Raw genomic sequence first — 24,521 nt, forward strand, 5'->3', positions numbered from 1 at the left:
GGCGTCGGCAGCCGCAGGCAGGGGAGGAGGGAGAAGAATGGCAGCGCCGGACGGAAGGCTGGAGGAGTACCTCGCCGCGCACCCCGACTGCGGCATGATGGAGCTGCTGATCGCCGATATGGTGGGCGTGCTGCGCGGCAAGCGCGTGCTGCCGGAGGAGTTCGCGAAGGTCTTCTCGAAGGGCTTCAACATCCCGGGCAGCGTGGTCATGCTCGACTCCATGGGCGCCGTGATCGACGGCCTGCCCTACGGTGCCGACGACGGCGACCCGGATGTCTACGCCCGCCCGATCCCGGAGACCCTGGCGCCGATCCCCTGGGCGCGGCAGGACTGCGCCCAGGTGCTCTTCTCCCTGTACGAACGGGACGGCAGCCCCTATTTCGCCGATCCCCGCCACGTACTCGAACGCGCCGCGCTGCCTCTCCGAGAGATGGGACTCACGATCGTCATGGCGGTCGAGCTCGAGTTCTACCTCCTCGACGCGGCACATACCGGCGTCGCGCCTCGCATGCCGGCGATCATCGGCACCGGCCACGGCCAGCGCGGCGAGCAGGTCTATCACCCGCAGGATCTGTGGGACATCGAGGAGTTCCTGGACGAGCTCATGGCGATGTGCCAGACGCAGTCGCTGCCGGTCGGCACCACCATCTCGGAGTTCGCGCCGGGGCAGTTCGAGGTGAACCTCCACCACGTCGCGGACCCGCTGGCGGCCTGCGACCACGCGGTGCTGCTGAAACGGGTCATCCGTGCCGTCGCGCGCCGCCATGGCACGGCCGCCTGTTTCATGGCCAAGCCCTTCGCGGAATACACCGGCAACGGCCTGCACCTGCACGTGAGCCTGGTGCGCGCGGACGGCACCAATTTCTTCTCCGGCGGCGATCCGGCTCTCGCCGAACCGCCCTTCGACGCCGCGCTGCGCCATGCCATCGGCGGACTGCAGGAGACCATGGCGGACGGCATGGCCATCTTCGCGCCGAACGCCAATTCCTACCGCCGGCTGCGGCCGGATTTCTTCGCCCCGGTGACGCCGAACTGGGGCGTGAACCATCGCGGCGTATCGCTGCGTATCCCGCTGTCGGGACCGAACAACCTGCGCATCGAACACCGCACGGCGGGCGCGGACGCGAATCCCTATCTGGTGGCGGCCGCCGTGCTCGCCGGCATCCACCATGGCATCAGCCGCGGCATCGAGCCGGGCGAGATGGTGGCCGAGGGCGCGAGCATCGAACCGGAGGTGAACCTGCCGATACGCTGGGAGGCGGCGCTCGCGCGCTTCGGCGCCAGCCGTTTCCTGCGCGAGTACCTGGGCGACGAGTACTGCCGGGTCTACGAGCATGCGCGACGGGCCGAGAACCAGCGCATCCACAACGAGATAACCGATCGTGATTACCAATGGTATCTGAGGAACGTCTGAACGACGCGCCGGGGGAGCCGGAAGATGAAGTCGGAATCCGGCGGAACACACGACTGGCTGCCGACCCGCGCGGGCGAGCGGGCCAGTCTGGCGGCTATCAGCGGCCCGCTGATCGCCGCCTACCTGGTCGAGATGGCGATGTTGATCATCGACATGATCATCGTCGGCCACCTCGGCAGTATCGAACTCGCCGCGGTGGGCCTGGCCGGCGACTGGTTCTACGTGTTGCTGCTGATCGGCATGGGCACGGTCTCGATGGTGGCGGTGCTGGTGGCCCACGCCCGGGGCCGCGGGGACATGCAGGCGGCCGGCCGGGTGGTGGAGCAGGGTCTGCTCGTCGCCACCGTGTTCTCGCTGCCGGTGATGATCGCCACCTGGTATCTGGCCCCGCTGCTCGCGCTGGCCGGCCAGGACCCGCGGGTGGTGGCGGCCGTCGCTCCCTATACCCATGCACTGGCGTTCGCCGTGCTGCCGATCCTGTGGTTCACGGTCCTCAGGAATTACGTCACCGCGGTCGAGAAGCCGATGGTGATCTTCGTGCTGTCGGTCGCGGCGCTGGTACTGAACGCCGGGCTGAACTACACCCTGGTGTTCGGCCATTTCGGCTTCCCGGCGCTGGGCGTGTTCGGCGCCGGGCTCGGCACGACCATCGTCAGCTGGCTCATGTTCGTGGCGCTGGCCGTCCACGTGGGCGGACGGGACGGCCTGCGCGTACGCTGGTCGCGCGCAATCGCGATAGGGCCTCCGGATCGGCCGCTGGCCGGCAGGCTCGTCTCGCTCGGCCTGCCGGTGGCCGGGGCCCAGCTGCTCTCCGGCGGCATGTTCACGGTGGCGGCCGTGCTGGTGGGCCTGCTGGGCGCCGTCCAGCTGGCGGCGCAGCAGATCGTCTACACGGTCGTCTACGTCTCGCTCAGCATCGCGGCCGGCCTCGGCGATGCCGTGCGGGTGCGCGTCGCGTTCGGCACGGGCAAGGGCAGTCCGCCGGCGGCCCGGCAGGCCGCGGCCATCACGCTGCGCATGGGACTGGCGGTGCTCGGCCTCGCCGCGGCGGTGCTGTGGTTCTTTCCGGCGGCCATCGTAGGGCTGTTCCTCGACCCGGCGCAGCCGGATGCGCTCGCGGTGCGCGAGGCGGCGGCCTCCTTCGCCTTCGCGGCCGGCCTGTTCCAGCTGCTGATCGGGCTGCAGATCATCGCCGCCAACGCCATGCGCGGGCTCGGCGACACCCGCACACCGATGCTCTACGCGGTGCTGGGCTACTGGCTGCTCGGGCTCGGCAGCGGCACGATCGTCTGCTTCGCCTTCGGGCTGGGCGGCGTCGGCCTGTGGTGGGGCATGACGGGTGGTGTGGCCGTCTCCTCGACGCTCATGACACTCGCCTTTTTCCGCAGGGCCTCGGGCATGCAGCCCGTGGCGCTCACTTCATGAACCGGGCAAACCGGACGGGGCAGGGATAACTTGAAGACTTACGATGCCATCGTCGTCGGCGCAGGCCACAACGGCCTGACCACCGCGGCCTTCCTGGCGAAAGCCGGTCTCGACGTGGTGGTCGTCGAGAAAAACGACTACATCGGCGGCGCCGCGGTGAGCCGCAATCTCTACGACGACTGGATCTACTCCAACTGCTCCTACGTCTGCAGCCTGCTGCGGCCCGAGATCTACCGCGCGCTGGACCTCTCCCGGCACGGCCTGCAAGTCACGCCCTACGGAGGCAGCGTCACCTTCACCCGTGACGGCGATTATCTCGGCAGCTACTGGGACCACGAGGTCGCCCACCGGGAGATGGCCCGGCATTCCAAGCGCGATGCCGACGCGTACCAGCGCTACTCCGCCGAGGTGATGCGCCAGACCCGCTTCATCCGCGACTTCCTGCTGCGCACTCCCCCGGACCCCACTTCGTTCCGCCCACGCGACCTGCGCGAACTCGCCCTGATCGGCGGCCGGCTGCTCGAGATGGACGAGGATGCCATCTACGACACGATCCGCTTCTGGACCATGAGCATCGGCGAGTATCTCGAGGAGTTCTTCGAGACCGACGTCATCAAGGCCCATCTCGCCGGCAGCGGCATCATCGGCACGGCGCTCGGGCCGTACTCGCCGGGCACGGCCTACGTGCTGCTGCATCATTACATGGGCGAGGTGGACGGCAACATCGGGGCATGGGGCTTCGCGCGCGGCGGCATGGGCGCGGTCAGCAACTCCATCGCGGGTGCGCTACGCTCCTTCGGCGGCGAGATACGCACCAACGCCGAGGTGAGCCGCATCATCGTGCGCAACGGCCGGGTGGCCGGCGTGGCACTGGCGAACGGCGACGAGATCCGCGGTCACCGGGTCGTATCGAACCTGGACTTCAAGCGGACCTTCCTGAACGTGATGGACCGCGGCGATCTGGACGACGAGTTCGTCCGCCGGGTGGAGAACTTCCACATCCGCGGCTCCTCCGGCAAGCTCAACATCGCGCTCGACGGCCTGCCCACCTTCCCCGCACTGCCGGAGTCGAGCCAGCTCATGAACGCGGACATGCACTTCATCGACTCGCTGGAGCGCATGGAACGGGCCTACGACGACTGGAAGGCGAAGACCTGGTCGAAGGACCCCTACATCGACCTGGTAATCCCCACGGTCTCCGACCCCACCATGGCCCCGCCCGGCAAGCACTTCATGAGCTGTTTCGTGCAGTACTGCCCGCCGGAGCTGGACACCGGCGAATGGACCGACGCCGACCGCGACGCCTTCGGCCAGACGGTGATCGACCAGATCGCCGAGTACAGCCCGGATTTCAAGGATCTGATCCTGCACGTCGAGATCCGCACGCCGCGGGAACTCGAAGCCGAGGTCGGCCTCACCGAGGGCAACATCTTCCAGGGCGAACTCACCATGGACCAGCTCCTGTTCAACCGGCCCGTGCCCGGCTTCGCGCAGTACCGCGGGCCGGTGAAGGGACTCTACATGTGCTCCTCCAGCACCCACCCCGGCGGCGGCGTGATGGCCGCGCCGGGGGCCAACGCGGCGCGGGAGATCCTGCGCGACATCAGGAAGCCCTCGACAGTACCGGAGAACTTCGGCGATGACTGACAAGAAGACGGCCGAGGTGATCGTGATCGGTGCCGGGCACAATGGCCTCGCCTGCGCGGCCTATCTTGCCCGCGCAGGACGCGACGTGCTTGTGCTGGAGGCAGCCGACGGCGTCGGCGGCGCCGCCGCCACGCGGAGTTTCGCCGACGGCTTCCGCGTCTCCGGCTGCGCTCACCTCCTCTGCCAGCTGCAACCTCAGGTGGCCGGTGAACTCGAGCTCGCCCGTTTCGGTCTCGAGATGGCCGTGGCCGATGCGGCGACCACGGCCCTGTCGCCCGACGGACACCACGTGCGCATCCGGGGCGGGGACCTCGAAGGCCGCGTGACCGAGCGCGATCGCGCCGGTCTGAACGAATTCCGCGAGCGCATGCTGCGCTTCGCGAAGCTGCTCGGCCCGTATCTGAATCGCCGCCCGCCGCTGCTCGTGAACAACGACACGGCGGACAAGATGACGATCGGCCGGCTCGGACTCGACATCCGCCGCCTGGGCCGGAAAGAGATGCAGGAATTCCTGCGTCTGATCGCCATCAATATCTACGACGTTCTGCACGAGCATTTCGACACTGAACTCGTGCAGGGCGCCCTGGCACTCGACGGCGTGCTCGGCACCCATCTGGGGCCGCGCTCTCCGAACAGCCTGCTCACCTACATCCATCGGCTCACCGGCGAGATCGACGGCAACCCCGGCGCTATTGCCTTGCCGAAGGGCGGCATGGGCGGCGTAGGTGAGGCTTTTGCCGGCGCCGCGCGAGCCGCGGGGGTCGACATCCGCTGCGACGCCCCGGTGCGACGCATCCGGGTGGACAACGGCCGCGTGGTCGGCGTCGAGCTGGAGGACGGGGAGACCATCGACGCACTCACCGTCGTCTCCAACGCCGACCCGAAGACCACGGTGCTGGGATTGCTCGGGGCGCGACACGTCGAGACGGGCTTCACCCGGCGCATCCGCAACCTGCGCATGCGGGGCAATGCGGCGAAGCTGCATCTCGCGCTCGACGGGCTGCCCGAATTCGCGGGTGTCGATCCGTCCGGGCTGGACGGCCGGCTCGTGATCGCGCCGGACATGGACTACGTCGAGCGCGCCTTCAACCCCGCCAAGTACGGGCAGTGGTCGGCGGAGCCGGTGATCGAGATCACGGTCCCGAGCGTCGGCGATCCGTCGCTGGCGCCGCCGGGCAAGCACGTTCTCTCGGCCGTGGTGCAATACGCGCCCTATCGGCTGGACGGCGGCTGGGACGAGACGCAGACCGGCGTATTCCGCGACCTCGTGATCGATACCATCGCCGCGTATGCACCGGGGCTGCGTGACCGGATCGTTGCGGCGGAACTGCTGAGCCCGGCCGACATCGAGCGCATCTACCGAATGGGCGGCGGCCACTGGCACCACGGGGAACTCGCGCTGGATCAGTTCCTGTTCACGCGGCCCGTGCCCGGCGCGGCGCAGTATGCGCTGTCGGTGGAAGGGCTCTACCTCTGCGGCGCCGGCGCGCACCCGGGCGGCAGCATCACCGGCGCGGCGGGCCGCAATGCCGCGGCCGAGATACTGAAACGGGAGGGACGGTCATGAGCGCCCGGGGAGTCAGCGAGCGCGTCCTGCGCACCCATTTCCATACGCGCACCGCCGCCGCGAATCACCGCAACGCCTGGCAGGACTGGAAAGGCTACACGACCGCCGCCGAGTACACGGCCGCGGACCTCGAGTACTTCGCGGTGCGCAACGCCGCGGGCGTGTTCGATCTCTGCCCCATGACCAAGTACCGCATCACCGGGCCCGAGGCGCTGCCCTACCTCGACCGCCTGGTGACCCGCGACATGACGAAGCTGAAGCCCGGCCGTGTCGCGTACGCCGTGTGGTGCAACGACGCCGGCAAGGTGATCGACGACGGCACCATCTTCCACCTGCGCGAGGGCGAGTACCGGCTGTGCTCCCAGGAGCGCCACCTCGAATGGATGCTCGATGCGGCCGACGGTTTCGACGTCACCGTCACGGAGGAGACCGCGGAGGTGGCCGCCCTCGCCCTGCAGGGCCCGACCTCGTGCGCCGTGCTGAAGGAGATGGGGCTCACCGACGTCGAGCAGCTGAAACCGTTCGGACTGACCCGTTTCCGTTTCGAGGGCACCGAGCTCACCGTATCGCGCACCGGTTTCACCGGCGACCTCGGCTACGAACTCTGGATCGACCCGGACCACGCCGAGATCCTCTGGGACCGCCTGTTTCTCGCCGGCAAGTACCGCGGCATAAGGGCGATCGGCAGCGAGGCGCTAGAGCTCTGCCGCGTCGAGGCCGGTTTCATCCAGGCCGGGGTCGACTTCCTGCCTGCCGACGGGATCGTGCGGCCCGGCCGTGCCCGCTCGCCGTTCGAACTGGGGCTCGACTGGCTGGTGGATTTCACCAAACCGAACTTCAACGGGCGCAGGGCGCTGGCGGCGGAGCTGCGCCGCGGCTCCACCTGGCGGCTGGTGAAGCTGGACATCGAGGGCAACAAGCCCGCCCACCACTCCTACATCTACGACTCGCGCAAGAAACAGGCGGGTTTCGTGACGTCCGCGGCCTGGTCGCCGGTGGCGAAGGCGAATATCGCGCTCGCGAGCGTCCGGCGGCCGGCCGGCGAGCCGGGCGGCCGGCTGTTCGCGGAGATCTATTACCAGCGCGAGATGCACTGGTCGCGCAAGATGGCTGCCGCCACGGTGGTGGAGAAGCCCTTCTGGGACCCGCCGCGCCGGCGCCAGACGCCGCCCGCCGATTACTGAGCGGCCGCGCCGTGCGCTATCGCTACTTCATCTGCGACGTCTTCACCGATACGCTGTTCGGCGGCAACCCGCTGGCCGTCCTGCCGGATGCGAGCGGTCTGGACACCGGCCGCATGCAGCGAATCGCCCGCGAGTTCAACTTCTCGGAGACGAGCTTCGTCTTCCCGCCGGAGTCCGGCGGCGACCGCCGGGTGAGGATATTCACCCCGAAGGTGGAGGTGCCTTTCGCCGGCCACCCGAACATCGGCACGGCGTTCGTGCTGGCCACAAGCGGCGAGCTGGACGGCCGCGATTCGGTACTGTTCGAGGAAGCCGCAGGGGAAGTGCGCGTCAGCATCGATCGCGGCGCTAATGGCGAGGGCGAGGGCGAGGGCGAGGGCCGCATACGCTGCGAGCTGGCGGCGCCGGAGCCGCTGCAGCTCTCCGAGCCCGCATCCGCCGAGCTGCTCGCCGGCGCGCTCTCCCTGGAGCCCGACGATCTCGTCACGGAGACCCATCTGCCGCAGGCGGCCTCGGTCGGCCTGCCGTTCCTGATGGTCGAGCTGCCGGACGCGGCCACCCTCGCCCGCGCGCGGATCGACGCGGAGATGTTCGAGGTGATCGCCGAGGCGGGGTTGCCGCCCGATATCCACATGTACGTCCGCAGCGACGACGAGTACGACATCCGCGCGCGCATGTTCGCGCCGCTGGACGGCGTGCCGGAAGATCCCGCTACCGGCAGCGCCAATTGCGCGCTGGCGGCCCTGCTGGCTCACTACGCGCCCGGCGAGGACTGCGATCTGAGCTGGCGCATCCTGCAGGGTGCGGAGATGGGGCGCCCGAGCGTGCTCGAGGCCCGTGCGGTGAAACGGGACGGACGCGTGACCGGCGCCTGGATCGGCGGCGGCGCCGTGATGTTCGCCGAAGGCTGGCTCGATATCGGCTGAAGCGCAGGCCTGGCCGACCTGGGCCGGTCTCGTCGACCTAGCCGGACTGGTCGACGTCGCCGAGGCCGAACACCTTGCGTGCGTTACCGCGCAGGAAGCGCTCCTCCGCCTCGGCGTCCAGCCCGAGGGCGTCGAAGTCCTCCAGGCACTGCCCCGGCGTCAGCATGGGGTAGTTGCTGCCGAACAGCACCTTCTTCGCGCCGCGCCCGCGCAGAAACTCGACGAAGTCCGGCGGATAGCGATTCGCCTTGTAGGCGGAGGTATCGATGTAGACGTTGGGGAACTTGGTGGCCAGCGAGATGATCTCCTGGGTCCAGGGTGCGCCGATGTGGCCGGCCACGATCACCAGCTCCGGGAACTCCAGCGCCACGTGCTCCAGATAGGGGATCGGCCGGCCGGGCTCGGACGGCAGCAGCGGCCCGGTGTGCCCCACCTGCAGGCAGAACGGGATGCCCAGCTCGACGCACTCCGCGTAGAAGGGATAGTAGCGCCGGTCGTCCGGCGGCAGTCCCCACATCCAGGGCAGGAACCGGAGCCCCCGGAAGCCGAACTCGCGCACCGCGCGCCGGAGTTCACGCACCCCCTCCATCGGCCGCGTGATGTCCGCCGAGGCGACGCCGACCAGCCGGTCCGGGTGCTCGCTAACCAGCGCGGCCACCTCGTCGTTGTCGATCAGCGCGCCCTGGGGGCCCCACCACGCCGAGACCAGCGCCGTGGCGACGCCCGCCTGGTCCATGGCCGCGATGGTGGCGGACAGCGGCACGTCCGGCACCTCGTCCTGGCCGGTCCAGCGCCGCAACGACGCGAACATCGGCTGGGCCAGGAAACGCTGCGTGGGATGCTGTATCCAGGCATCGACGATGCCGCTGCGGGCTGCGCTCATCTCGCCTCCTTGTTCGTCCCGGATCGAGTCCCGCCCGGGCTGCCGCTATCATAACGCGGCCGCAGGAGGACACCCATGCAGAAGGCGCTCATCATCATCGGCATCGCCATCGTGCTCGTCGGCTTGCTCTGGCCGTGGCTGAGTACACTGCCGCTGGGCCGCCTGCCCGGCGACATCGTGATCCGGCGCGAGGGCTTCACCTTCTACCTGCCGATCACGACGATGATTTTGGCGAGCCTGGTGCTCTCGCTCGTCCTCTGGCTGTTCCGCCACTAATCCCGGCGGGTGACAGTCACTCGCGCGGCAGCGGCAGTCCGTGCTGACGCAGAAACGAGAGCCGGTCCCAGTAGCCGCGCTGAAAGCGGATCAGCCCGTCGACGACGTGAAAGAACCCGCAGCCGCGCAGCCCGAGCGGGTCGCGCCACTCCAGCATGGCCCAATCACCGTCCTCGAACAGATTCTCGACGATGCAGGTCATCTCCGCGTCCGCGAATTCCCGGGCGAACATCGCCCTGATGGCATCGCGTCCTTCCACCGGAGCCTGGGTCACCTGGTGATTCACCGCCTCGGCCGCGTAGAAGGCGGCCACTGCGTCGGCATCGCCACGATTGAAAGCCTCCACCCAGGCCGCGACGACCTGCCGGGGCCCGGCTGGCACAGCGTCAGGTGCCGGTTCGTCCGCCCGGTCGCGCCACAGCGCGATCAGGGCCTCCATTTCCGGCTGCTCGGCCCAGGCGGGCACATCGGCGGGCAGTCGGAACCAGGGCTGTGCGCTGCGCGTCCAGACGTGGGCCACGGGCGGGAAGGCGCCCGGGTCGTCCAGGGTGCCGGTCTTGAGCGCCACGATCTCCGGCATCTCCGCACTCGCGAACCACAGGACGCTGCCGCAGTCCGAGCAGCCGGCCCGTTGCCGGTCGCCGCCGCCCATCGAGTATGTCGTCGCGGCCGCTTCGCCGCCGATCGTCTCCAGCGCTTCCCGGGGGACAATCAGCGAGAGACTGAAAGCGGCACCCGTCGCTGCCTGGCACTCGGTGCAGTGGCAGGCGTATGACGTGAGCGGTTCGCCGCGCACCCGGTATCTCACCGCACCGCACTGGCAGCCGCCTTCCCACATCGGTTCAGCCCCGGTCATTCCCCTCCTCCCTCACAGCCAGCGGCGCACGCGCCGCCGGTACTCGCCGAAGACCGCACCGAAGCGCGCCGAAAGCGCGCGCTCCTCCGGCAGGATCTGGAACCGATTCATATACGCCGCGTAGCCCATGAGCCAGAGCGGTGCCGAGAGATGGGAAAGCGCGACCGCCCAGCCGGCCAGGGCGAGCAGCATGCCCAGATACATGGGATTGCGGGTGTAGCGGTAGACACCGCCGGTCACCAGCCGCGAGCTCGTCTCCGGCGACAGCGGATTCACGGTGGTGGCCGCACGCCTGAATTCGCCCACGCCCGCCAGCGCTATGAAGACGCCGGCCGCCACCAGCAGCACGCCGAGCCCGGCGCGCCACAGCGGCGGCAGGGGCACGTCCAGCACCGGGAAGGCCTCCGCCGTCGCCCACATCCCGATACCCGTCAGCACGGTGACGGCGGCCGGCGGTATCTTCAGTTCCAGCGCCTGCATTGCGGGGTCCTCCGGCGGATCACAGCAACTCGTCGACCTCGATCGCGTCGCCGCCGGCCGGCAGGACGACGAGCGTGCCGTCGCGACCCACACGGAACGGACCGGCGTAGACCGCATCGACGCCTTCGGTGAAGGCGTCCTCGAGAGGGACCAGCGGCAGCGGCGGCACGATGTGGTTGTAGAGCAGGAAGCCCACCTCGGCTTCCGCCGCGATACGGGCGGCCTCCACCGGCGTGGTGTGGTAGTCGAGGATGTCCTCGGTGATGGTCACCAGGTTGTCGCGGCCGGCCTCCCTGGCGCCCTCGGTCAGCAGCGCGACCAGATGAGGCGCGAGCGCCTCGTGCACCAGCAGGTCGACCCCGGCCGCCTGTCGCCGCACCTCCTCCGAGGGACTGGTGTCGCCGCTGATCACCACCGAGCGGCCGGCATAGTCGAACCGGTACCCCACCGCGGGTTCCACCGGCGCGTGCTCGACCCGGAACGCGGTGATGCGCAGGTCACCGTCGTCGAGCACGACCACCGGCTCCCCGGCGCGCGGCGGCGGGAAAGGCCTGGCGACGGCGCCGGCGCCCGCCGACGGCATGACGGCCTCACCATGATGGGCGATCCGGTAGCCCTCGTCCGCCGCGTAGGCCAGCCCGAAACCGCGCACCACCTCCTCCACCCCGGCCGGACCGATGACCGGCGTCGGGGCGACGGCAGTCCCGTTCGCCCAGCGCTGCATCAGCAGCTCGCCCAGGCCGTCTATGTGATCCGAATGGAAATGGGTGAGCAGGATGGCGTCGATGGCACCCTGGGGGATACGCAGCCGCGACAGCGTGCGCGAGGCGCCGCCGCCGGCGTCGACGATGTAGAGCCGCTCGCCGGCCATCACGGCCGTGCACGGTCCCGAACGCAGCGGATCGGGCAGCGGCGAGCCGGCTCCGCACAGCGCAACGTGCAGCCCGTCCGGCAGCTCACTGATCAGGTCGGTCTGCAGGTTCGAAGCCACGACGTCGCGCATGGCACGGGTGGCGAGCTCGGTGCGGAAGGCATAGGCCACAGCCAGCAGGACGCCCGCCGCGAGGGCCATGGTGACGAACAGTCGCTTCATCTGCCTCCCCCGCAGCGCTCGTGGCTCAGCCGTCGTCGACGATGTTCTTTTCCTTCAGTATCCTCTCGAGCCGCTCGACGCGCACGTAGGCGCTGACCGCCATGGCGAAACCGGCGATGGCGAGGCCGATGAGCAGGTACTCCATCCGCTTACTCCGTATCGGTAGTTCCGCCCGTATTGTCGGAGTCTGACGGCTCCCCGGCAATCTCCGCCATGCCGGTGATCTCCGCCCGGAACTGACGCAGCAGGGTCTTCACGGTGGCCCGGTTGTCCGGGCCCATGCGTATCAGCAACTTCTGGCCGCTGGACAGGCCCTCCAGCACCGGGTTCTCGTAACGGTACAGGACATGGGGCCGGACCAGCCGCACGGGGTCCGCCACGTCCGGGGTGGCCAGCAGCTGGTCGATCACCACCACCAGGCGATCGTTGAAGTAGCTGTCCGGGTAGCCGAGCTCGGCCCAGGCCTGCTGGAAGAGGGAGTAGTAGCGCCGGTAAAGGTCAGCGGCGCGGGACAGGTCGATCTCCGCCGCTGCATTCACCAGCCCGTCGTAACGCTCGTAGTTCGCGGGGCTCAGGATGTAGAGGTCGCCGTCCACCTTGCCGGAGACCCGGAACGAGCCGGGCACCGGCTCCATGGGACGGACACGCTCCGGCAGCCCCTCGCGTTCGAGACCGTCGACGGTGGCCACGATCTTGCGGATGAGCCTATCGCGCAGCTCCAGCGCCGGGTCGCCGGCTGCCGGCAGGAGCTCCTCCACCGACTCGGTGAAAGGCTCGTCGCTCTCATCCAGCGGCGGCAGCGCCGGCCCTGCCGGCCGGGCAGGCGTCTCGGCGGCCTGCGATTCCGGCTCGGCGGGAGCCGGTTCGGGCTCCGGCTCCTCGATGGGGTAGCGCGGCTCGGGCGGGGGCGCCGGTTCGGCGGTCTCCGCCGCCGGCACCGGTTCCGCCGGCGCCTCCTCTAGCTCCTCGCGCTGCAACAGCTGGTAGCCGGTGAAGACGAGCAGGACCAGCGTCGCGGCTACCGCGATGACCAGTCCCCAGGATTGTTCGCGCATCAGAACGTCCCTATTCGCTGCTCCGCCGTGGTGCAGCCAGTATAGACGTGGCGGCGCCCGGGGACGAGGGCGTCATTCGCCGATACGGACGAAATCCTCCTTGTATCGCACCGCACAATCCGGACACACGAATTCCTCGGGCAGGTCCCGGAACTTCATGCGCGGCGGATAGCCTTCGTGATCGTCCCCGCTGGCCTCGTCGTAGACGTAGCCGCAGTCCGGGCATTCGTACCGGGCGAGGGGCTCCGCCTCGCTCATGCCGCGGCCGGCTCCGCGTCGGGACGGCCGTAGCGGGCAAGGATCTCTTCGCGCCGGTCCGGGTCGATATTCACCTTCGACAGATCGCCGTCGATGTGCGGCAGCGCGAGCACCCGCTTGTCCATCACCCGGTACCAGAGCGAGGGGATGTAGGCGATCAGGTACATGCCGAAGTAGCCGTTGGGCAGCTGGGGCAGATCCTCGAAGTGCCTGAGCGACTGGTAGCGCCGGGTCGGGTGCGCGTGGTGGTCCGAGTGGCGCTCCAGGTGGAACAGCAGCAGGTTCGAGTAGACGTGGTTCGAGTTCCAGGAGTGATGCGGCTGGCAGCGCTCGTAGCGGCCGTTCTCCTGCTTCTGCCGCAGCAGTCCGTAGTGCTCGATGTAGTTGGCGCTGGTGAGCTGCCACCAGGCGAGCACGTTATGGATGGCGAGGAACGGGACCATGATCCAGCCGAAGGCGATGATGAGCCCCGCCTGCAGCGCGATGGAGATGAGATAGGACTGCAGGATCTCGTTGTCGAGACTCCACACCGACTTGCCCTTGCGCTCGAGGCGTACGCGCTCCTCGTGCCAGCCCCGCTTCATGGCGCCCGGGATCTCGCGCAGCGCGAATTTGTAGATGCTCTCGCCCATGCGGGCGCTGGCCGGGTCCTCCGGCGTGGCCACGTCCCGGTGATGGCCCTTGTTGTGCTCGATCCAGAAGTGGCCGTAGAAGGGCACCGCCAGCACGATCTTTGCCAGCCAGCGTTCGAGCTTCGACTTCTTGTGGCCGAGTTCGTGGCCGGTATTGATGCCGAGGCCGCTCGCCATGCCCGCCGTCATCGCCAGCACCAGGTAGCCCCACCAGGACAGGTCCTGGGTGCCGGCCCACCAGGCCGCAGCGATCAGGGAGACGAAGTGCATGGGCACGGTGATGTAGGTGAGGACGCGGTAGTAGGGGTCGTCCTCCAGCTCGCGCACGATGCGCTCTGGTGGATTGCTCTCGTCCTCGCCCATGAGCCAGTCCATGGCGGGCGCCACGACGTAGCTCGTGAACAGCGGCACCAGCAGCATCGCCTCGATGCCGGTCCAGGCATGCAGCCCGATGCCGACCAGCGGATAGAGCGCCCAGAGGACGGACAACGACCACCAGGTGCGCTTGCGGTCGGTGTAGGCCATGGCCACGCCGTCGGGCGTGCTGTAGGTGAAGGTCTTCATGTTTTCCCCCTGTTGCGGAGCCGGGTGTCGATCCCGGATCGACCAATCCGCTGACGCGCTCGTCGCGCCATGTGCCCCATTGTGCTTTGACCCGCGCGGGATAACAGTGCTAGAAATGCCAGTGACTGGTTATTAAGTGCCAGAATATGCATCTTCCCGTCACCTATATCAGGACCTTTATCGGCGCGCTCGAGCTGGACGGCCCCGACCGGCGCGAGATCCTGCGGGCCGCACGCATCCGGCCGCGGGAAATCGAGGGCACCGACCACTACGTCCCGTTCGCCGCGGTGCAGCGGTTGCTGCAGGCGATCGACCGTCGCCTCGATCCGGGCTGGCATCTCGAGATGGCGGCGCGGATGGACGTGGCCCACCACGGCCCCCTCGGCATCGCGGCCATCACCTCGCCGACGCTGGGCGACGCGCTGAAGATCATGACCAAGTTCGGTGAGATCCGTGCACCATTCGCCTGGGGCGAGATCCGCGAGACGGGCGACACGGTGCAGATCCGCTACCACGAGCGCGAGGATCTCGGCGCGCTGCGCCCCATCCTGATGGAGATCATGCAACTGACCGGGCTGCAGGTGATCGCCCACGTGGTCGGCCATGCCGCGGGCCGCAAGGGCCCCGGCCTCGTATGGCACCTCCCCGCCGACAGGGCGGATCTGCGGACCGAGTTCGCGGCCCGCTTCGAAGGCACGCTGCGCTTCCACGGCGACCAGTACACGACCACCCTGCCGGCCGCCTGGCTCGCGGCGCCCTGCCTGCTCTACGACGAGGCCATGCACAAGGTGTCGCTGGCCCGCTGCGAGGAGCTGCTGCAGCAGGTGGCGGAGCGCTCGGCCCTCGAGGTGGAGGTGCGCCAGTGTCTGCTCATGGCCGGCGGCCGCTCGCCGGGCCTCGAGCACGTGGCGCGGCGGCTGAACGTCTCGCGCCGCACGCTGATCCGGCGGCTGAAGCGCGAGGGCACCTCCTACCGGCGCATCCTTGACGAGGTGCATCGCAGCCTCGCCCATGAGTATCTGGTGAGCACGCGGTGGGGCGTGGCGGAGATCGGCTACCAGCTGGGTTACCAGGACGCGGCGAACTTCGGCCGTGCGTTCAGGCGCTGGTACGGCGTGGCACCCGGCGAATACCGGCGGCGCACGCAGCAGACGGAGAACCCGTGAACCGCGGCCGCTGCGGACCCGCCGGGCGGCTCCTTGACTAAGCCTCCGGCCGGGCCGAAACTGCAGCGATGATCTCGACCCCGATCGGCCAATGACCTATTGCCTCGCCGCCAATCTCGACGAAGGAATGGTCTTCGTCTCGGACTCGCGCACCAATGCGGGCGTCGACCAGATCAGCACGTTCTCCAAGATGCACACGTTCTGCGGTGACGGGGAGCGCTTTTTCGTCCTCCTCAGCGCTGGCAATCTGGCCACCACCCAGGCGGTGGTCGCCAAGCTGGCCCGCGATATCCGTAACGGCGAGGAAACCAGTCTTGCGTCGCTCGCAACCATGGCGGAGGTGGCCGACTACGTCGGCGCGGCGAGCCGCTCCATCCAGTCGCGCCATGCCGGCAAGGACGAGGAATCGGGCTTCAGCCCCGAAGCCAGCTTCATACTCGGCGGACAGATTCGTAATCAGCCCCAGCGTCTGTACCTGGTGTATCCCGAGGGCAATTACGTCCACACCACGGACCGGACGCCCTATCTTCAGATCGGCGAGACGAAGTATGGCAAGCCGATACTGGACCGGATAGTCGCCCGGACCACGGACCTGGAAACGGCGGCCCGCTGCGCGCTGGTCTCCATGGACTCGACGATGCGCAGCAACGCCACCGTCGGCCCACCGGTGGAGGTGCTGCTGTATCGCCGTGACAGCCAGGCGGAGGGCCAGCGTCTACTGTTCGAGGAAGACAGCGAGTATCTCGCGCAGATCCGTTCGGCCTGGCAGGAGAGCCTGCGCAGAGCCTTCGAGGAGCTACCGCGGTTCAGGGTGGAGACGAAGAATATAAGACTCGTCGACGGATGAATGCCAGCTTGTCGCGGACGACGGGCGACAGGCTGAAGGGATAGGCGTCGCGCAGTCCGAGACTGCGGTTCAACTCGTTCAGCGCCACCACAACCTCGGTCCAGTGATCCAGCCAGTGTTCGTCGCGGACACTGACGTCGGCCGGTAAGAGGCCCGCATTCGCCGCCGTCTCCAGCGTGTCCGCGATATGCAGGAAGTGCGCCCAGCATTCCGCCCAGTCTTCCGTGGGATGGGACGACGCGTAGTCGCTGACATAAGCGGAGGCCCCGCCGGCGGCCGGGCCGCGCCCGTGATAACGCTGCAGAGCGGCCTGGTAGTCCTCGCGTTCGTCGCCGAACAGGCTGCGGCACTCGGCGAGGGATTCTTCGGTGTCGACCACCACCGACCAGTAGTAGTGCCCGCTCTCGTGGCGCAAGTGGCCGAGCAGCGTGCGATAGGATTCCCCCATCGCCTCGCGGATGGCCTCTCGCGCCGCATCGTCCGCCTCGGCGACGTTGATCGTGATCACGCCGTCACGGTGGCCCGTGTACACGTGCATCTCCCGCACCATCGGGTTCGTGCGTTTGTCCTCCAGGAATTCGAAGCGCAGCCGCTGCTCGTCGATGGACAGGCCCAGCGACAGGAGGTCATAGAGCAGTCTCCGCTTTGCCCCCTCGAGCCGGGTCCACAGCATCAGGTTGTCGTCCCGCGCAAGATTCGGCAGCGTCCGGGTCAGGCGGCAGGACGCGCAGTAGCCCGAAGAGTCGCCCGCATCGAGCAGCCAGTTGCAGTGCCACTCGCGGTTTAGACAGAAACGATAACGCTGCGAGCCGCCGGCCAGATGCCACTCGTTATCACCTTCTCCCGACTCCACCGCCACGAGTTGCAGACTCGCGGGATCGAAGCCGGCCTCCCGCCCGCAGGCGAGGCAGCGGGAATTGTCGAAATACAGCCGGTTGCCGCAGATGCAGTGGAACTTCTTCACTGCTGGTCCACCGGCAGGAACCAGGTGTCGGCTATGCGATGGTGGAGTCCTCCCAGCTGCCGCTGCAGCCGGTCGAGGCACTCGTGCAGTGCCGCGGCATCCAGATTCGCGCCATCGGCATCCTCGAGTTCGGCCAGCAGCGCCGTCGACTCGGCCAGCGCCTCCTCGTGCCGCGGCAGACTCTCGAGTGACGAGGTGATCTCGCCCAGGCAGTGCCGGAAAGAACGGGGGAAGCGCGAGTCGAGCAGGAGGAAATCGATGACGTCCTCGCCGACGATGCGGCGGCGCACGTACTGGCAGTACATCTGATAGGCCGACAGCGATTTCAGGACGTTCATCCAGAGAGTGTAGCGGTAGGGGGTGACCTCCTCCGGCAGATTCAGCAGGGAGGCGGCGGGGACGTCCAGCACCCGGGTCGTCATGTCGGCGCGTTCGAGGTTGCGGCCGAGCCGCAGAAACTGATAGCCGGGGCCATGGCTCATGGTGCCTGCCAGCAGTCCGGTTACCTGCTGGCACGCGGTGATGACCTCGCTCAGGATCCGGTGGCGGGTGCGTTCGCTGCCCGCCCGCGGCAGCTCCCGTCTCGCGTACAGGTAGAGTTCGTTGACCGACTCCCAGCCCTCCGTCGGCACGATGTCCCGGGTGGTGCGTATGTTCTCGCGCAGGAGTGCCAGTGACGACAGCACGGAGTCCGGATTGTCGGCATCGGCGATGAAGAAGCCGACCACCGCGGACTCGTCGGCACGCTCGTAGCGGCGCGCGAATTCGTCCTGACTCGAGAAGATGGTAAGGAGCTGCTCCCAGGTGCGCCCGGCACGGGCCGGCAGGTCCAGCAGCATGTTGCCGTGCACGCGCACGAGCCGCGCCGTATTCTCCGCGCGCTCGATATAGCGGCCCGCCCAGTACATGCGCTCGGCGACGCGGGAGAGCATCAGTCCCGGTCCTCCACGATCCAGGTGTCCTTGCTGCCGCCGCCCTGGGACGAATTGACCACCAGCGAGCCTTCGACCAGCGCCACGCGCGTCAGTCCGCCGGCGGTCACCGCGAGCCGGTCCGATTGCAGGATGAACGGCCTCAGATCCACGTGCCGCGGCGCCAGCGCCTCGCCCCGTACCGTGGGCGTGGTGGAGAGCGCCAGCGTCGGTTGCGCGATGTAGTTGCGCGGGTCCGCCTCGATCAGCTCCCGGAAGCGCGCGAGCTCGGCACGGCTGGCACGCGGCCCGATCAGCATGCCGTAGCCGCCGGATTCGTTGGCGGGCTTCACCACCAGCTCGGCCAGATTGGCCAGCACGTGCTCGCGCTGGTCCCGCTCGGCGCAGCGCCAGGTGGGCACGTTCGGGATGATGGGGTCCTGATCCAGATAGTAGCGGATCAGCTCCGGCACGTAGGTATAGACCATCTTGTCGTCGGCAACGCCCGAGCCCGGTGCATTCGCCAGCGCCACGTTGCCCTTGCGCCAGGCACGCATGAGGCCCGGCACTCCGAGCATGGAGTCCGGCCTGAACACCTGTGGATCCAGAAAAGTGTCGTCGATGCGACGGTAGATGGAATGGACGCGTGTCAGCCCCTCGATGGTGCGCATGTAGACGCAGTCGTCGTCACCCACGACGAGGTCGCCGCCTTCGACGAGTTCCGCGCCCATGCGCTGCGCCAGATAGGAATGCTCGAAATAGGCGGAGTTGTAGATTCCCGGCGTCAGTACCACCACCTCCGGCTCGCGCTCGTCGGTGGGTGCGATGGCCGTCAAGAGGTCGAACAGATCCGAAGGGTAGTCGTCGACGGGCAGGATGGTCTGGTCCTCGAACAGATCCGGGAAGACCCGTTTCGTGACACTGCGGTTCTCCAGCATGTAGGAGACACCGGAGGGGACACGCAGATTGTCCTCGAGCACGTACACCGTGCCGTCGCCGTCGCGAACCAGGTCGCTGCCGCAGATATGGGCCCAGACGCCGAAGCGGGGGCTCACCCCCGCGCACTCGGGCAGATAATTGCGCGAGGTGCCGAGCACGTCCGCCGGGAAGACGCCGTCGCGCACGACATTCTGCTCGTTGTAGAGATCGTCGATGAAGAGATTCAGCGCCGTCAGCCGCTGCCGGAGACCTTCGTCGATCCGCGCCCACTCGCTGGCGGGGATCACCCGGGGCACGATGTCGAAGGGCCAGGCGCGATCGATATTGCGGCCCTCGGAGTAGACCGTGAAGGTGATGCCCATCTCCGCGATGGCACGATCCGCAGCGGCCTGCCTGTCCGACAGCGCGGCCGGCGTCAGCGTGTTCAGCAGATCGATCAGGCGCTCCGTGCCGGGACGCGCATCCCCCTCCGCGGTGACGAGTTCATCGTGGAAGGCGCGCGGATCGTAGCGTGTCAGTCTCGGTGGCATCGGACCATACTACCCGAAACGCCCGCGCAGACCCGGTTCGTGCGGTCGCGTCGCCGATCGCGCGGCATACACCTCAGCGCGTCTTCAGTCTCCGACCGTCCACGATCTCGTCGTCCGGATAGAGCACGATGGTCTCGCCCTCGGCGAGGCCGTCGAGCACCTGCACTCGGAACTCGCCCCGGCGCCCGACGCTGATGGGCCGGAAGACGGCGCGCCCGTCCTCGACCACGAATACGGCCCATTGGTCGCCGCGACGGAAGGCCGCGCTGGAAGGCACCTGCAGCACGTCTTCGCCGGACCAGAGCACGAACTCCGCCTCCACCCGGTAGCCGTCACCCAGGCGCGCCCAGCGCGCCGGCGGGGACAGGAGGTCCACCAGCACGATCACGCGCTGCTCCTCCACGCCGAGCGCGGAGATCTTCGTGAAGCCGGACGGCTCGACCACCCGCACCTCGCCCTCCAGCGCGCCGTCGCCACCCCAGCGCAGAAGCCGCACGGGCATTCCCGGCGCCAGCCGGACGGCATCCGCCGACAGTAATTCGACCTCGACTTCCAGGTTGGACGGATCCCCCAGCGTCAGCAGGTGCGCGCCGGCGGCCACCACCCCCTCGCTCTCGTGGATGACGTCCAGCACGCTGCCGTCGATGGGCGAGCGCACCACCACCTCTTCAGGCGGTTCGCCGTCCGGCTCCGCCGCCGAGTAGCGCAGCACGTCCCGAGCCGCCTGCAGCTCGTAGCGGGCCACCTCGGCCTCCGCCATCGCCGCCCTGAGGCCGGCGGCGGTGCGCCGGGCGGCGGAGATCACGCGGTCGTATTCCGCGCGCGAGACGGCATTGGTTTCGTACAGCCGCTCGATGCGCTCGCGCTCGGCCTCGGCGAGCTCGGCCTCCGCCTCGGCCGCGCGCACGCGGGTCTCGGCCGCCTCCAGCGCGGCTTCCGCCGCCGACACGCCGGCGCGCGCCTCGGCGCGGCTGCGCCGGTCCAGCACCGTGGGCGCTACCGGCTCGATGACGACCAGGGGCGCGTCCGCCGACACCGTATCACCCTCCTCCAGCTCGATGCGGGCGGCGAAACCGGCCACCGGCGAGGTGATGACATAGCGCTCCCTGATGCGGGTCTTGCCCTCCTCGGTGACGGTAACGCTGAGCGCGCCGCGACTCGCCATGCCGGTCTCCACGGGCAGGGGCTGCGGGCGGAAGCCCAGGTACAGAAGTACCGCCGCGACGGCCGCCACGATGCCGATGATGATGTTCCTGCGACTCGCCACGGCCTACTCCGTCGTCTTCAGCACTGCCACCAGATCCAGACTGTCCAGCCGACGCTTGATGACGGCCGAGGAGATCAGTCCCGAGCCGAGCACGACGGCGGCGCCGAACGCGTAGGTGCTCGGCTCCAGCACCAGCGGCACCCGGTAGATGTCCGAGGAGATGGCCTGCGCGAACAGCGCGCAGATGCCGCGTCCCACCAGGAAACCGAAACCGACGCCGACGATGACGAGCAGCATCAGCTCGCCGATCAGGATATAGGCAATCTCGGCCCGGGTGAATCCGAGCACGCGCAGGCTGGCAAGCTCGCGGCTGCGCTCGGCGAGCGCGATGCGTGCGCTGTTGTACACCGCCCCGAAGGCGATGCTCGCCGCCAGCAGCGTGTTGACGAAGGTGAACACGAGGATGGTCTCCGCGAAGGACTCGTAGAAGCTCGCGATGGACTGACTGCGCTGGGCGATGGCGCCGACGCCGGGACGGCGCATCAGCTCGTCGAATACCCGCGCCTGATCGGCCGGGTCGATGGCGAGGAAGCTGCCGGTCAGCACGTGGCCGTCGCGCATCAGACGGTTGAGGGTCGCGAGCTCCATATAGCCGGAGATGCCGATGTACTCCTCCACGAAACCGGCCACGGGCAGGTCGATGACGGGCCGCCGGCCGGTGAGCACCTCCACGGTTACCGTGTCGCCGGGACGCACGCCGAGGATCTCCTCGCCCAGGTAGCTGGTGAGCAGCAGGCCCTCCGGCGGCGGCGGCACCGGCGCGAGCGACGTATCCACGAGACGGTGGAGTTCCGCGTCGGGCCGGAACCCCTGTATGGCCGAGCGGTAGGAGCGGTTGCCGTAGCGGAAGCGCACCGGCACCGCGCGCATCCCCTCCGCCTGCAGCACGCCGGGCAGCGCGGCCAGCTCGTACTCCGCCTCGTTGCCGGCGAGCTCGTTGAAGGTGACCGTGACGTCTTCCCTGGCCGCCAGGTTGAAGTGGCTCCACATCATGTAGTCGACGGCGTCCTCCTGGAAATTGCCGGACATCACCAGACCGGTGGACAGGGCCACACCCAGCACCGTCAGTGCACTCTTCAGGGGCGCGCGGCCGATGTGGCGCAGGATCATGCGGGTGGGCTGATCGAGGAAGGCGTGGCCGAACAGCCGCTCCACGAGACTCTGCCGGTAGACGAGCGGCGTGTCGGGACGCATTGCCTCCGCCGGCGACAGACGCACCGCCGAGTGGAAGGCATGCAGCGTACCCGCCAGGCCGGCGGCCAGGGTGACCAGCACGCCCGTCAGGAGCACGTCGGGCCTCAGCACGTAGTCCAGGCGCGGGAAACGGAAGAACTCGATGTAGATGCCGGTGAGGCCGCGCGCCGCCCACGCCCCGAAGCCGATGCCCACGGCCGCGCCGGCGAGCACGATGATCAGAATGACGCTGACGTAGTGCCAGCCGACGGTGAGGTTGTCGTAACCGAACGCCTTCAGCACCCCGATCTGGTCCCGCTCCGCCCGTATCAGCCGGTTGGTGACGAAATTGATCAGGAAGGCGGCGAAGGCGAGGAAGATCACCGGGAAGATCTTCGCCATGGCTTCCAGGCTGACGATCTCCTGGGTGATGTAGCGGTGGGAGAGCTGGTCTTCCCGGGTGTAGGCCCCCTGGCCGCCGTAGGGCTCCAGCAGCGCGTCGAGCCGCTCGATCACCGCCTCGGCCCGGGCCCCGGGTTCCAGCGTCAGGACCAGGTCATTGAACGCGCCGTCCATGTCGTAGGCGACGCTGAGCCCCCGGTAGCCCATCCACATGATCGCGTAGCGCTCGTAGTCCGGGAAGATGTCGCCCGGGCGGATCTGGTAGATGAACTCCGGCGATAGCGCGACGCCGACGATGGCGAGATCCTCCCGCCGGCCGTTGATGATGCCGATGATCGTGTCGCCCGGCGCGAGATTCTGGGCGTCGGCGAACGCCTCGTTGATGACCACCTCCCAGGGCCGGTCGGAGGCCGGCGTGCGACCGCGGACCTGGTGCAGCTGGTTCAGCAGGGGCGCGCGGTCGTCGGGCAGGGAGACCAGCAGGCCGGTCACGGGATCCTCGAATCCCGGCACCTCCACGTTGATCTGCGCCTTGACCCGCGCCTCCGCCTCGCGCACGCCTTCGATGTCACGCACCCGCTCCACCAGGGAGAGCGGCGCGCGCTTCAGCGAGGCGAACACCTCCGCGAAACGGTAAGCCTGGTAGTAGTTGCTCTGGGTCAGCGTCAGCGAATCGAGGGTGCTCAGCGAGATGATGTAGGTGGCCACGCCGCTCGCGATGATCATGGCGATGGCGGCGGCCTGGCTGCGCATCTGCCAGAGCTCCCGCCAGCGCTTGCGGTCGAGTGCGCGCATCGGCCTACCAGCTGATCTCCGAGGGCGGCTTGCGGATCTCGTTGCGCCGCTCGCCGGAGATGCGGCCGTCGCTCATGAACAGCACCCGGTCGGCCATGTCGGCGATGCTGGCGTTGTGGGTGATCACCGCCGTGGCCGTGCCGTACTCCTCGTTCACCCGCGCCAGGGCCTCGAGCACGTGCACGCCCGTCTTCGAATCGAGTGCGCCGGTGGGCTCGTCGCAGAGCAGTACCTCGGGGCGCTTGGCGATGGCCCGGGCGATGGCCACGCGCTGCTGCTCGCCGCCGGACAGCTGGGCCGGAAAGTGGTCCATCCGCGGCCCCAGGTTCACCATCTCCAGCGCCTCTTCCGGCGTCATCGGATTGCGGGCGATCTCCGTGACGATGGAGACGTTCTCCCGGGCGGTCAGACTCGGGATCAGATTGTAGAACTGGAAGACGAAACCGACCGCATGGCGGCGGTATTCGGTGAGCTCGGATTCGCTCGCGCCGGTGAGATCGATGTCGTCGAACCGCACCGTGCCGTCGGTGGGCGTGTCCAGGCCGCCGAGGATGTTCAGCAGGGTCGACTTGCCGCTGCCGGAAGCCCCGAGCAGCACCATGAACTCGCCCGTGTAGAGCTCCACGTCCACGCCGCGCAGGGCATGGACCTCGACTTCCCCGACCCGGTAGACCTTGGTCAGCCCCCGGGCGACGAAGATGGCACGGCCGCTGCTATTGCTCTCGCTATTGCTGTTCTTTTTGCTGGAACTGTCGTTCCCGGACTCGGTGCTCATCCCTGACACTCCCGACGCAACCGGTCCGGCCACGGGCCGCGGCGATTCCCGGCAACCGGTCCGTCAGTGGATCTCGTGGCGGGCGAGTATCGAACGGATCGACTGGCGCAGACGGCTGTCGACCCACGGCTTCTCGATGTATTCCGCGGCGCCGGCCCGTATGCCGCGCACCGCCATCGCCACGTCGCCGTCCCGGGCGAGCAGGATGGTGGGAACGTGGTGGCCGGCCTCGTTGAGCTGCTCCAGGAGTTCGACGCCGGAGATGCCGGGGAGCCAGACCTCGGTGATGAGGCAGTCCGGTACGTGATCCGCCGTCGCCCGCAGGAACTCCTCGGCGGAATCGTAGTGACAGATCTCGGTCGCGAGGTCGCCCAGCAGCGCGTCCAGCCCATCGCGGACTGTCGGATCCGGGTCCACGACGGCAACGCACGATGCCTTGGTGCCCTGGTGATTATTTGCCCCCGCAGCGGACTGGCCGTCCCCAGAAATCAT

Annotated in this window: 23 protein-coding genes and 1 pseudogene; 9 read left to right on the forward strand and 15 right to left on the reverse strand. The window is 68.4% G+C overall.

Going from position 1 to position 24,521, the window contains the following annotated elements; all coding sequences use genetic code 11:
- Window positions 1-37: 37 nt before the first annotated feature.
- The 6 genes from ACJMK0_RS11045 to ACJMK0_RS11070 are packed head-to-tail and all read left to right on the forward strand — an operon-like array spanning window position 38 to window position 8,163.
- Complete coding sequence (locus tag ACJMK0_RS11045; RefSeq protein WP_405238366.1) at window positions 38-1,414, forward strand: glutamine synthetase family protein; 1,377 nt, start codon at window positions 38-40, stop codon at window positions 1,412-1,414.
- A 24-nt stretch (window positions 1,415-1,438) separates the two neighbouring features.
- A complete protein-coding gene (locus tag ACJMK0_RS11050; protein ID WP_405238368.1) occupies window positions 1,439-2,839 on the forward strand; it encodes an MATE family efflux transporter in 1,401 nt (466 codons plus the stop codon).
- A 30-nt stretch (window positions 2,840-2,869) separates the two neighbouring features.
- Complete coding sequence (locus ACJMK0_RS11055) at window positions 2,870-4,486, forward strand: phytoene desaturase family protein (protein WP_405238370.1); 1,617 nt, start codon at window positions 2,870-2,872, stop codon at window positions 4,484-4,486.
- Window positions 4,479-6,053: a phytoene desaturase family protein gene (locus tag ACJMK0_RS11060; protein WP_405238372.1), complete on the forward strand. Its 1,575-nt coding sequence runs from the start codon at window positions 4,479-4,481 to the stop codon at window positions 6,051-6,053. The genes ACJMK0_RS11055 and ACJMK0_RS11060 overlap by 8 nt, the downstream gene beginning before the upstream one ends.
- Window positions 6,050-7,237 carry an aminomethyltransferase family protein gene (locus tag ACJMK0_RS11065; protein WP_405238373.1) on the forward strand — a complete coding sequence of 396 codons (1,188 nt, stop codon included), beginning with the start codon at window positions 6,050-6,052 and terminating at the stop codon, window positions 7,235-7,237. Before ACJMK0_RS11060 ends, ACJMK0_RS11065 begins: the two co-directional genes overlap by 4 nt.
- A gap of 11 nt (window positions 7,238-7,248) precedes the next feature.
- Entirely contained in the window at window positions 7,249-8,163 is a 915-nt protein-coding gene (locus ACJMK0_RS11070; protein ID WP_405238375.1) for a PhzF family phenazine biosynthesis protein, read from the forward strand.
- Window positions 8,164-8,200: 37 nt separating this feature from the next.
- Here ACJMK0_RS11070 and ACJMK0_RS11075 read toward each other — a convergent pair whose 3' ends face one another.
- On the reverse strand, window positions 8,201-9,046 hold the full coding sequence (locus ACJMK0_RS11075) for an amidohydrolase family protein (protein ID WP_405238377.1): 846 nt from the start codon (window positions 9,044-9,046) through the stop codon (window positions 8,201-8,203).
- A 75-nt stretch (window positions 9,047-9,121) separates the two neighbouring features.
- On the opposite strand from ACJMK0_RS11075, the gene ACJMK0_RS11080 reads away from it, so the two are divergent.
- On the forward strand, window positions 9,122-9,322 hold the full coding sequence (locus ACJMK0_RS11080) for a DUF2905 domain-containing protein (protein ID WP_405238379.1): 201 nt from the start codon (window positions 9,122-9,124) through the stop codon (window positions 9,320-9,322).
- Between the two features lie 16 nt (window positions 9,323-9,338).
- Here ACJMK0_RS11080 and ACJMK0_RS11085 read toward each other — a convergent pair whose 3' ends face one another.
- The 7 genes and pseudogenes from ACJMK0_RS11085 to ACJMK0_RS11115 form a co-directional block, all read right to left on the reverse strand.
- Entirely contained in the window at window positions 9,339-9,704 is a 366-nt protein-coding gene (locus ACJMK0_RS11085; RefSeq protein ID WP_405238538.1) for a nuclear transport factor 2 family protein, read from the reverse strand.
- 129 nt (window positions 9,705-9,833) lie between these two features.
- Window positions 9,834-10,178: pseudogene (locus ACJMK0_RS11090) on the reverse strand (GFA family protein); the annotation flags it as partial.
- A 12-nt stretch (window positions 10,179-10,190) separates the two neighbouring features.
- Complete coding sequence (locus ACJMK0_RS11095) at window positions 10,191-10,658, reverse strand: methyltransferase family protein (RefSeq protein WP_405238381.1); 468 nt, start codon at window positions 10,656-10,658, stop codon at window positions 10,191-10,193.
- Window positions 10,659-10,677: 19 nt separating this feature from the next.
- Window positions 10,678-11,751 carry an MBL fold metallo-hydrolase gene (locus tag ACJMK0_RS11100; RefSeq protein ID WP_405238383.1) on the reverse strand — a complete coding sequence of 358 codons (1,074 nt, stop codon included), beginning with the start codon at window positions 11,749-11,751 and terminating at the stop codon, window positions 10,678-10,680.
- 149 nt (window positions 11,752-11,900) lie between these two features.
- On the reverse strand, window positions 11,901-12,806 hold the full coding sequence (locus ACJMK0_RS11105) for a DUF3014 domain-containing protein (protein WP_405238385.1): 906 nt from the start codon (window positions 12,804-12,806) through the stop codon (window positions 11,901-11,903).
- A gap of 72 nt (window positions 12,807-12,878) precedes the next feature.
- Window positions 12,879-13,064 (reverse strand): rubredoxin, encoded by a 186-nt coding sequence (locus ACJMK0_RS11110; RefSeq protein WP_405238387.1) that lies wholly within the window; start codon window positions 13,062-13,064, stop codon window positions 12,879-12,881.
- Window positions 13,061-14,260: an alkane 1-monooxygenase gene (locus ACJMK0_RS11115; RefSeq protein WP_405238389.1), complete on the reverse strand. Its 1,200-nt coding sequence runs from the start codon at window positions 14,258-14,260 to the stop codon at window positions 13,061-13,063. The genes ACJMK0_RS11110 and ACJMK0_RS11115 overlap by 4 nt, the downstream gene beginning before the upstream one ends.
- Before the next feature lie 146 nt (window positions 14,261-14,406).
- Between ACJMK0_RS11115 and ACJMK0_RS11120 the strand changes: the two genes are divergently transcribed.
- Complete coding sequence (locus tag ACJMK0_RS11120; RefSeq protein ID WP_405238391.1) at window positions 14,407-15,426, forward strand: helix-turn-helix domain-containing protein; 1,020 nt, start codon at window positions 14,407-14,409, stop codon at window positions 15,424-15,426.
- Between the two features lie 91 nt (window positions 15,427-15,517).
- Complete coding sequence (locus tag ACJMK0_RS11125; protein ID WP_405238392.1) at window positions 15,518-16,273, forward strand: peptidase; 756 nt, start codon at window positions 15,518-15,520, stop codon at window positions 16,271-16,273.
- On the opposite strand, the gene ACJMK0_RS11130 is transcribed toward ACJMK0_RS11125, so the two are convergent.
- From ACJMK0_RS11130 to ACJMK0_RS11160, 7 genes are all read right to left on the reverse strand, one after another.
- Window positions 16,233-17,237 (reverse strand): zinc-binding metallopeptidase family protein, encoded by a 1,005-nt coding sequence (locus ACJMK0_RS11130; protein ID WP_405238394.1) that lies wholly within the window; start codon window positions 17,235-17,237, stop codon window positions 16,233-16,235. The genes ACJMK0_RS11125 and ACJMK0_RS11130 overlap by 41 nt on opposite strands.
- On the reverse strand, window positions 17,234-18,169 hold the full coding sequence (locus tag ACJMK0_RS11135; RefSeq protein ID WP_405238395.1) for an alpha-E domain-containing protein: 936 nt from the start codon (window positions 18,167-18,169) through the stop codon (window positions 17,234-17,236). The genes ACJMK0_RS11130 and ACJMK0_RS11135 overlap by 4 nt, the downstream gene beginning before the upstream one ends.
- Entirely contained in the window at window positions 18,169-19,617 is a 1,449-nt protein-coding gene (locus tag ACJMK0_RS11140) for a circularly permuted type 2 ATP-grasp protein (RefSeq protein ID WP_405238397.1), read from the reverse strand. Before ACJMK0_RS11140 ends, ACJMK0_RS11135 begins: the two co-directional genes overlap by 1 nt.
- A 73-nt stretch (window positions 19,618-19,690) precedes the next feature.
- The gene (locus ACJMK0_RS11145; RefSeq protein ID WP_405238399.1) at window positions 19,691-20,884 is read right to left on the reverse strand and encodes an efflux RND transporter periplasmic adaptor subunit; all 1,194 of its coding nucleotides are present in this window, start codon (window positions 20,882-20,884) and stop codon (window positions 19,691-19,693) included.
- 3 nt (window positions 20,885-20,887) lie between these two features.
- On the reverse strand, window positions 20,888-23,254 hold the full coding sequence (locus ACJMK0_RS11150; protein ID WP_405238401.1) for an ABC transporter permease: 2,367 nt from the start codon (window positions 23,252-23,254) through the stop codon (window positions 20,888-20,890).
- Between the two features lie 4 nt (window positions 23,255-23,258).
- On the reverse strand, window positions 23,259-24,029 hold the full coding sequence (locus ACJMK0_RS11155) for an ABC transporter ATP-binding protein (protein ID WP_405238403.1): 771 nt from the start codon (window positions 24,027-24,029) through the stop codon (window positions 23,259-23,261).
- Between the two features lie 63 nt (window positions 24,030-24,092).
- Window positions 24,093-24,446 (reverse strand): response regulator transcription factor, encoded by a 354-nt coding sequence (locus tag ACJMK0_RS11160; RefSeq protein ID WP_405238405.1) that lies wholly within the window; start codon window positions 24,444-24,446, stop codon window positions 24,093-24,095.
- Between the last annotated feature and the right edge of the window lie 75 nt (window positions 24,447-24,521).

It is taken from the genome of Lentisalinibacter orientalis (assembly GCF_040706535.1).
GTDB lineage: Bacteria > Pseudomonadota > Gammaproteobacteria > Steroidobacterales > Woeseiaceae > Lentisalinibacter > Lentisalinibacter orientalis.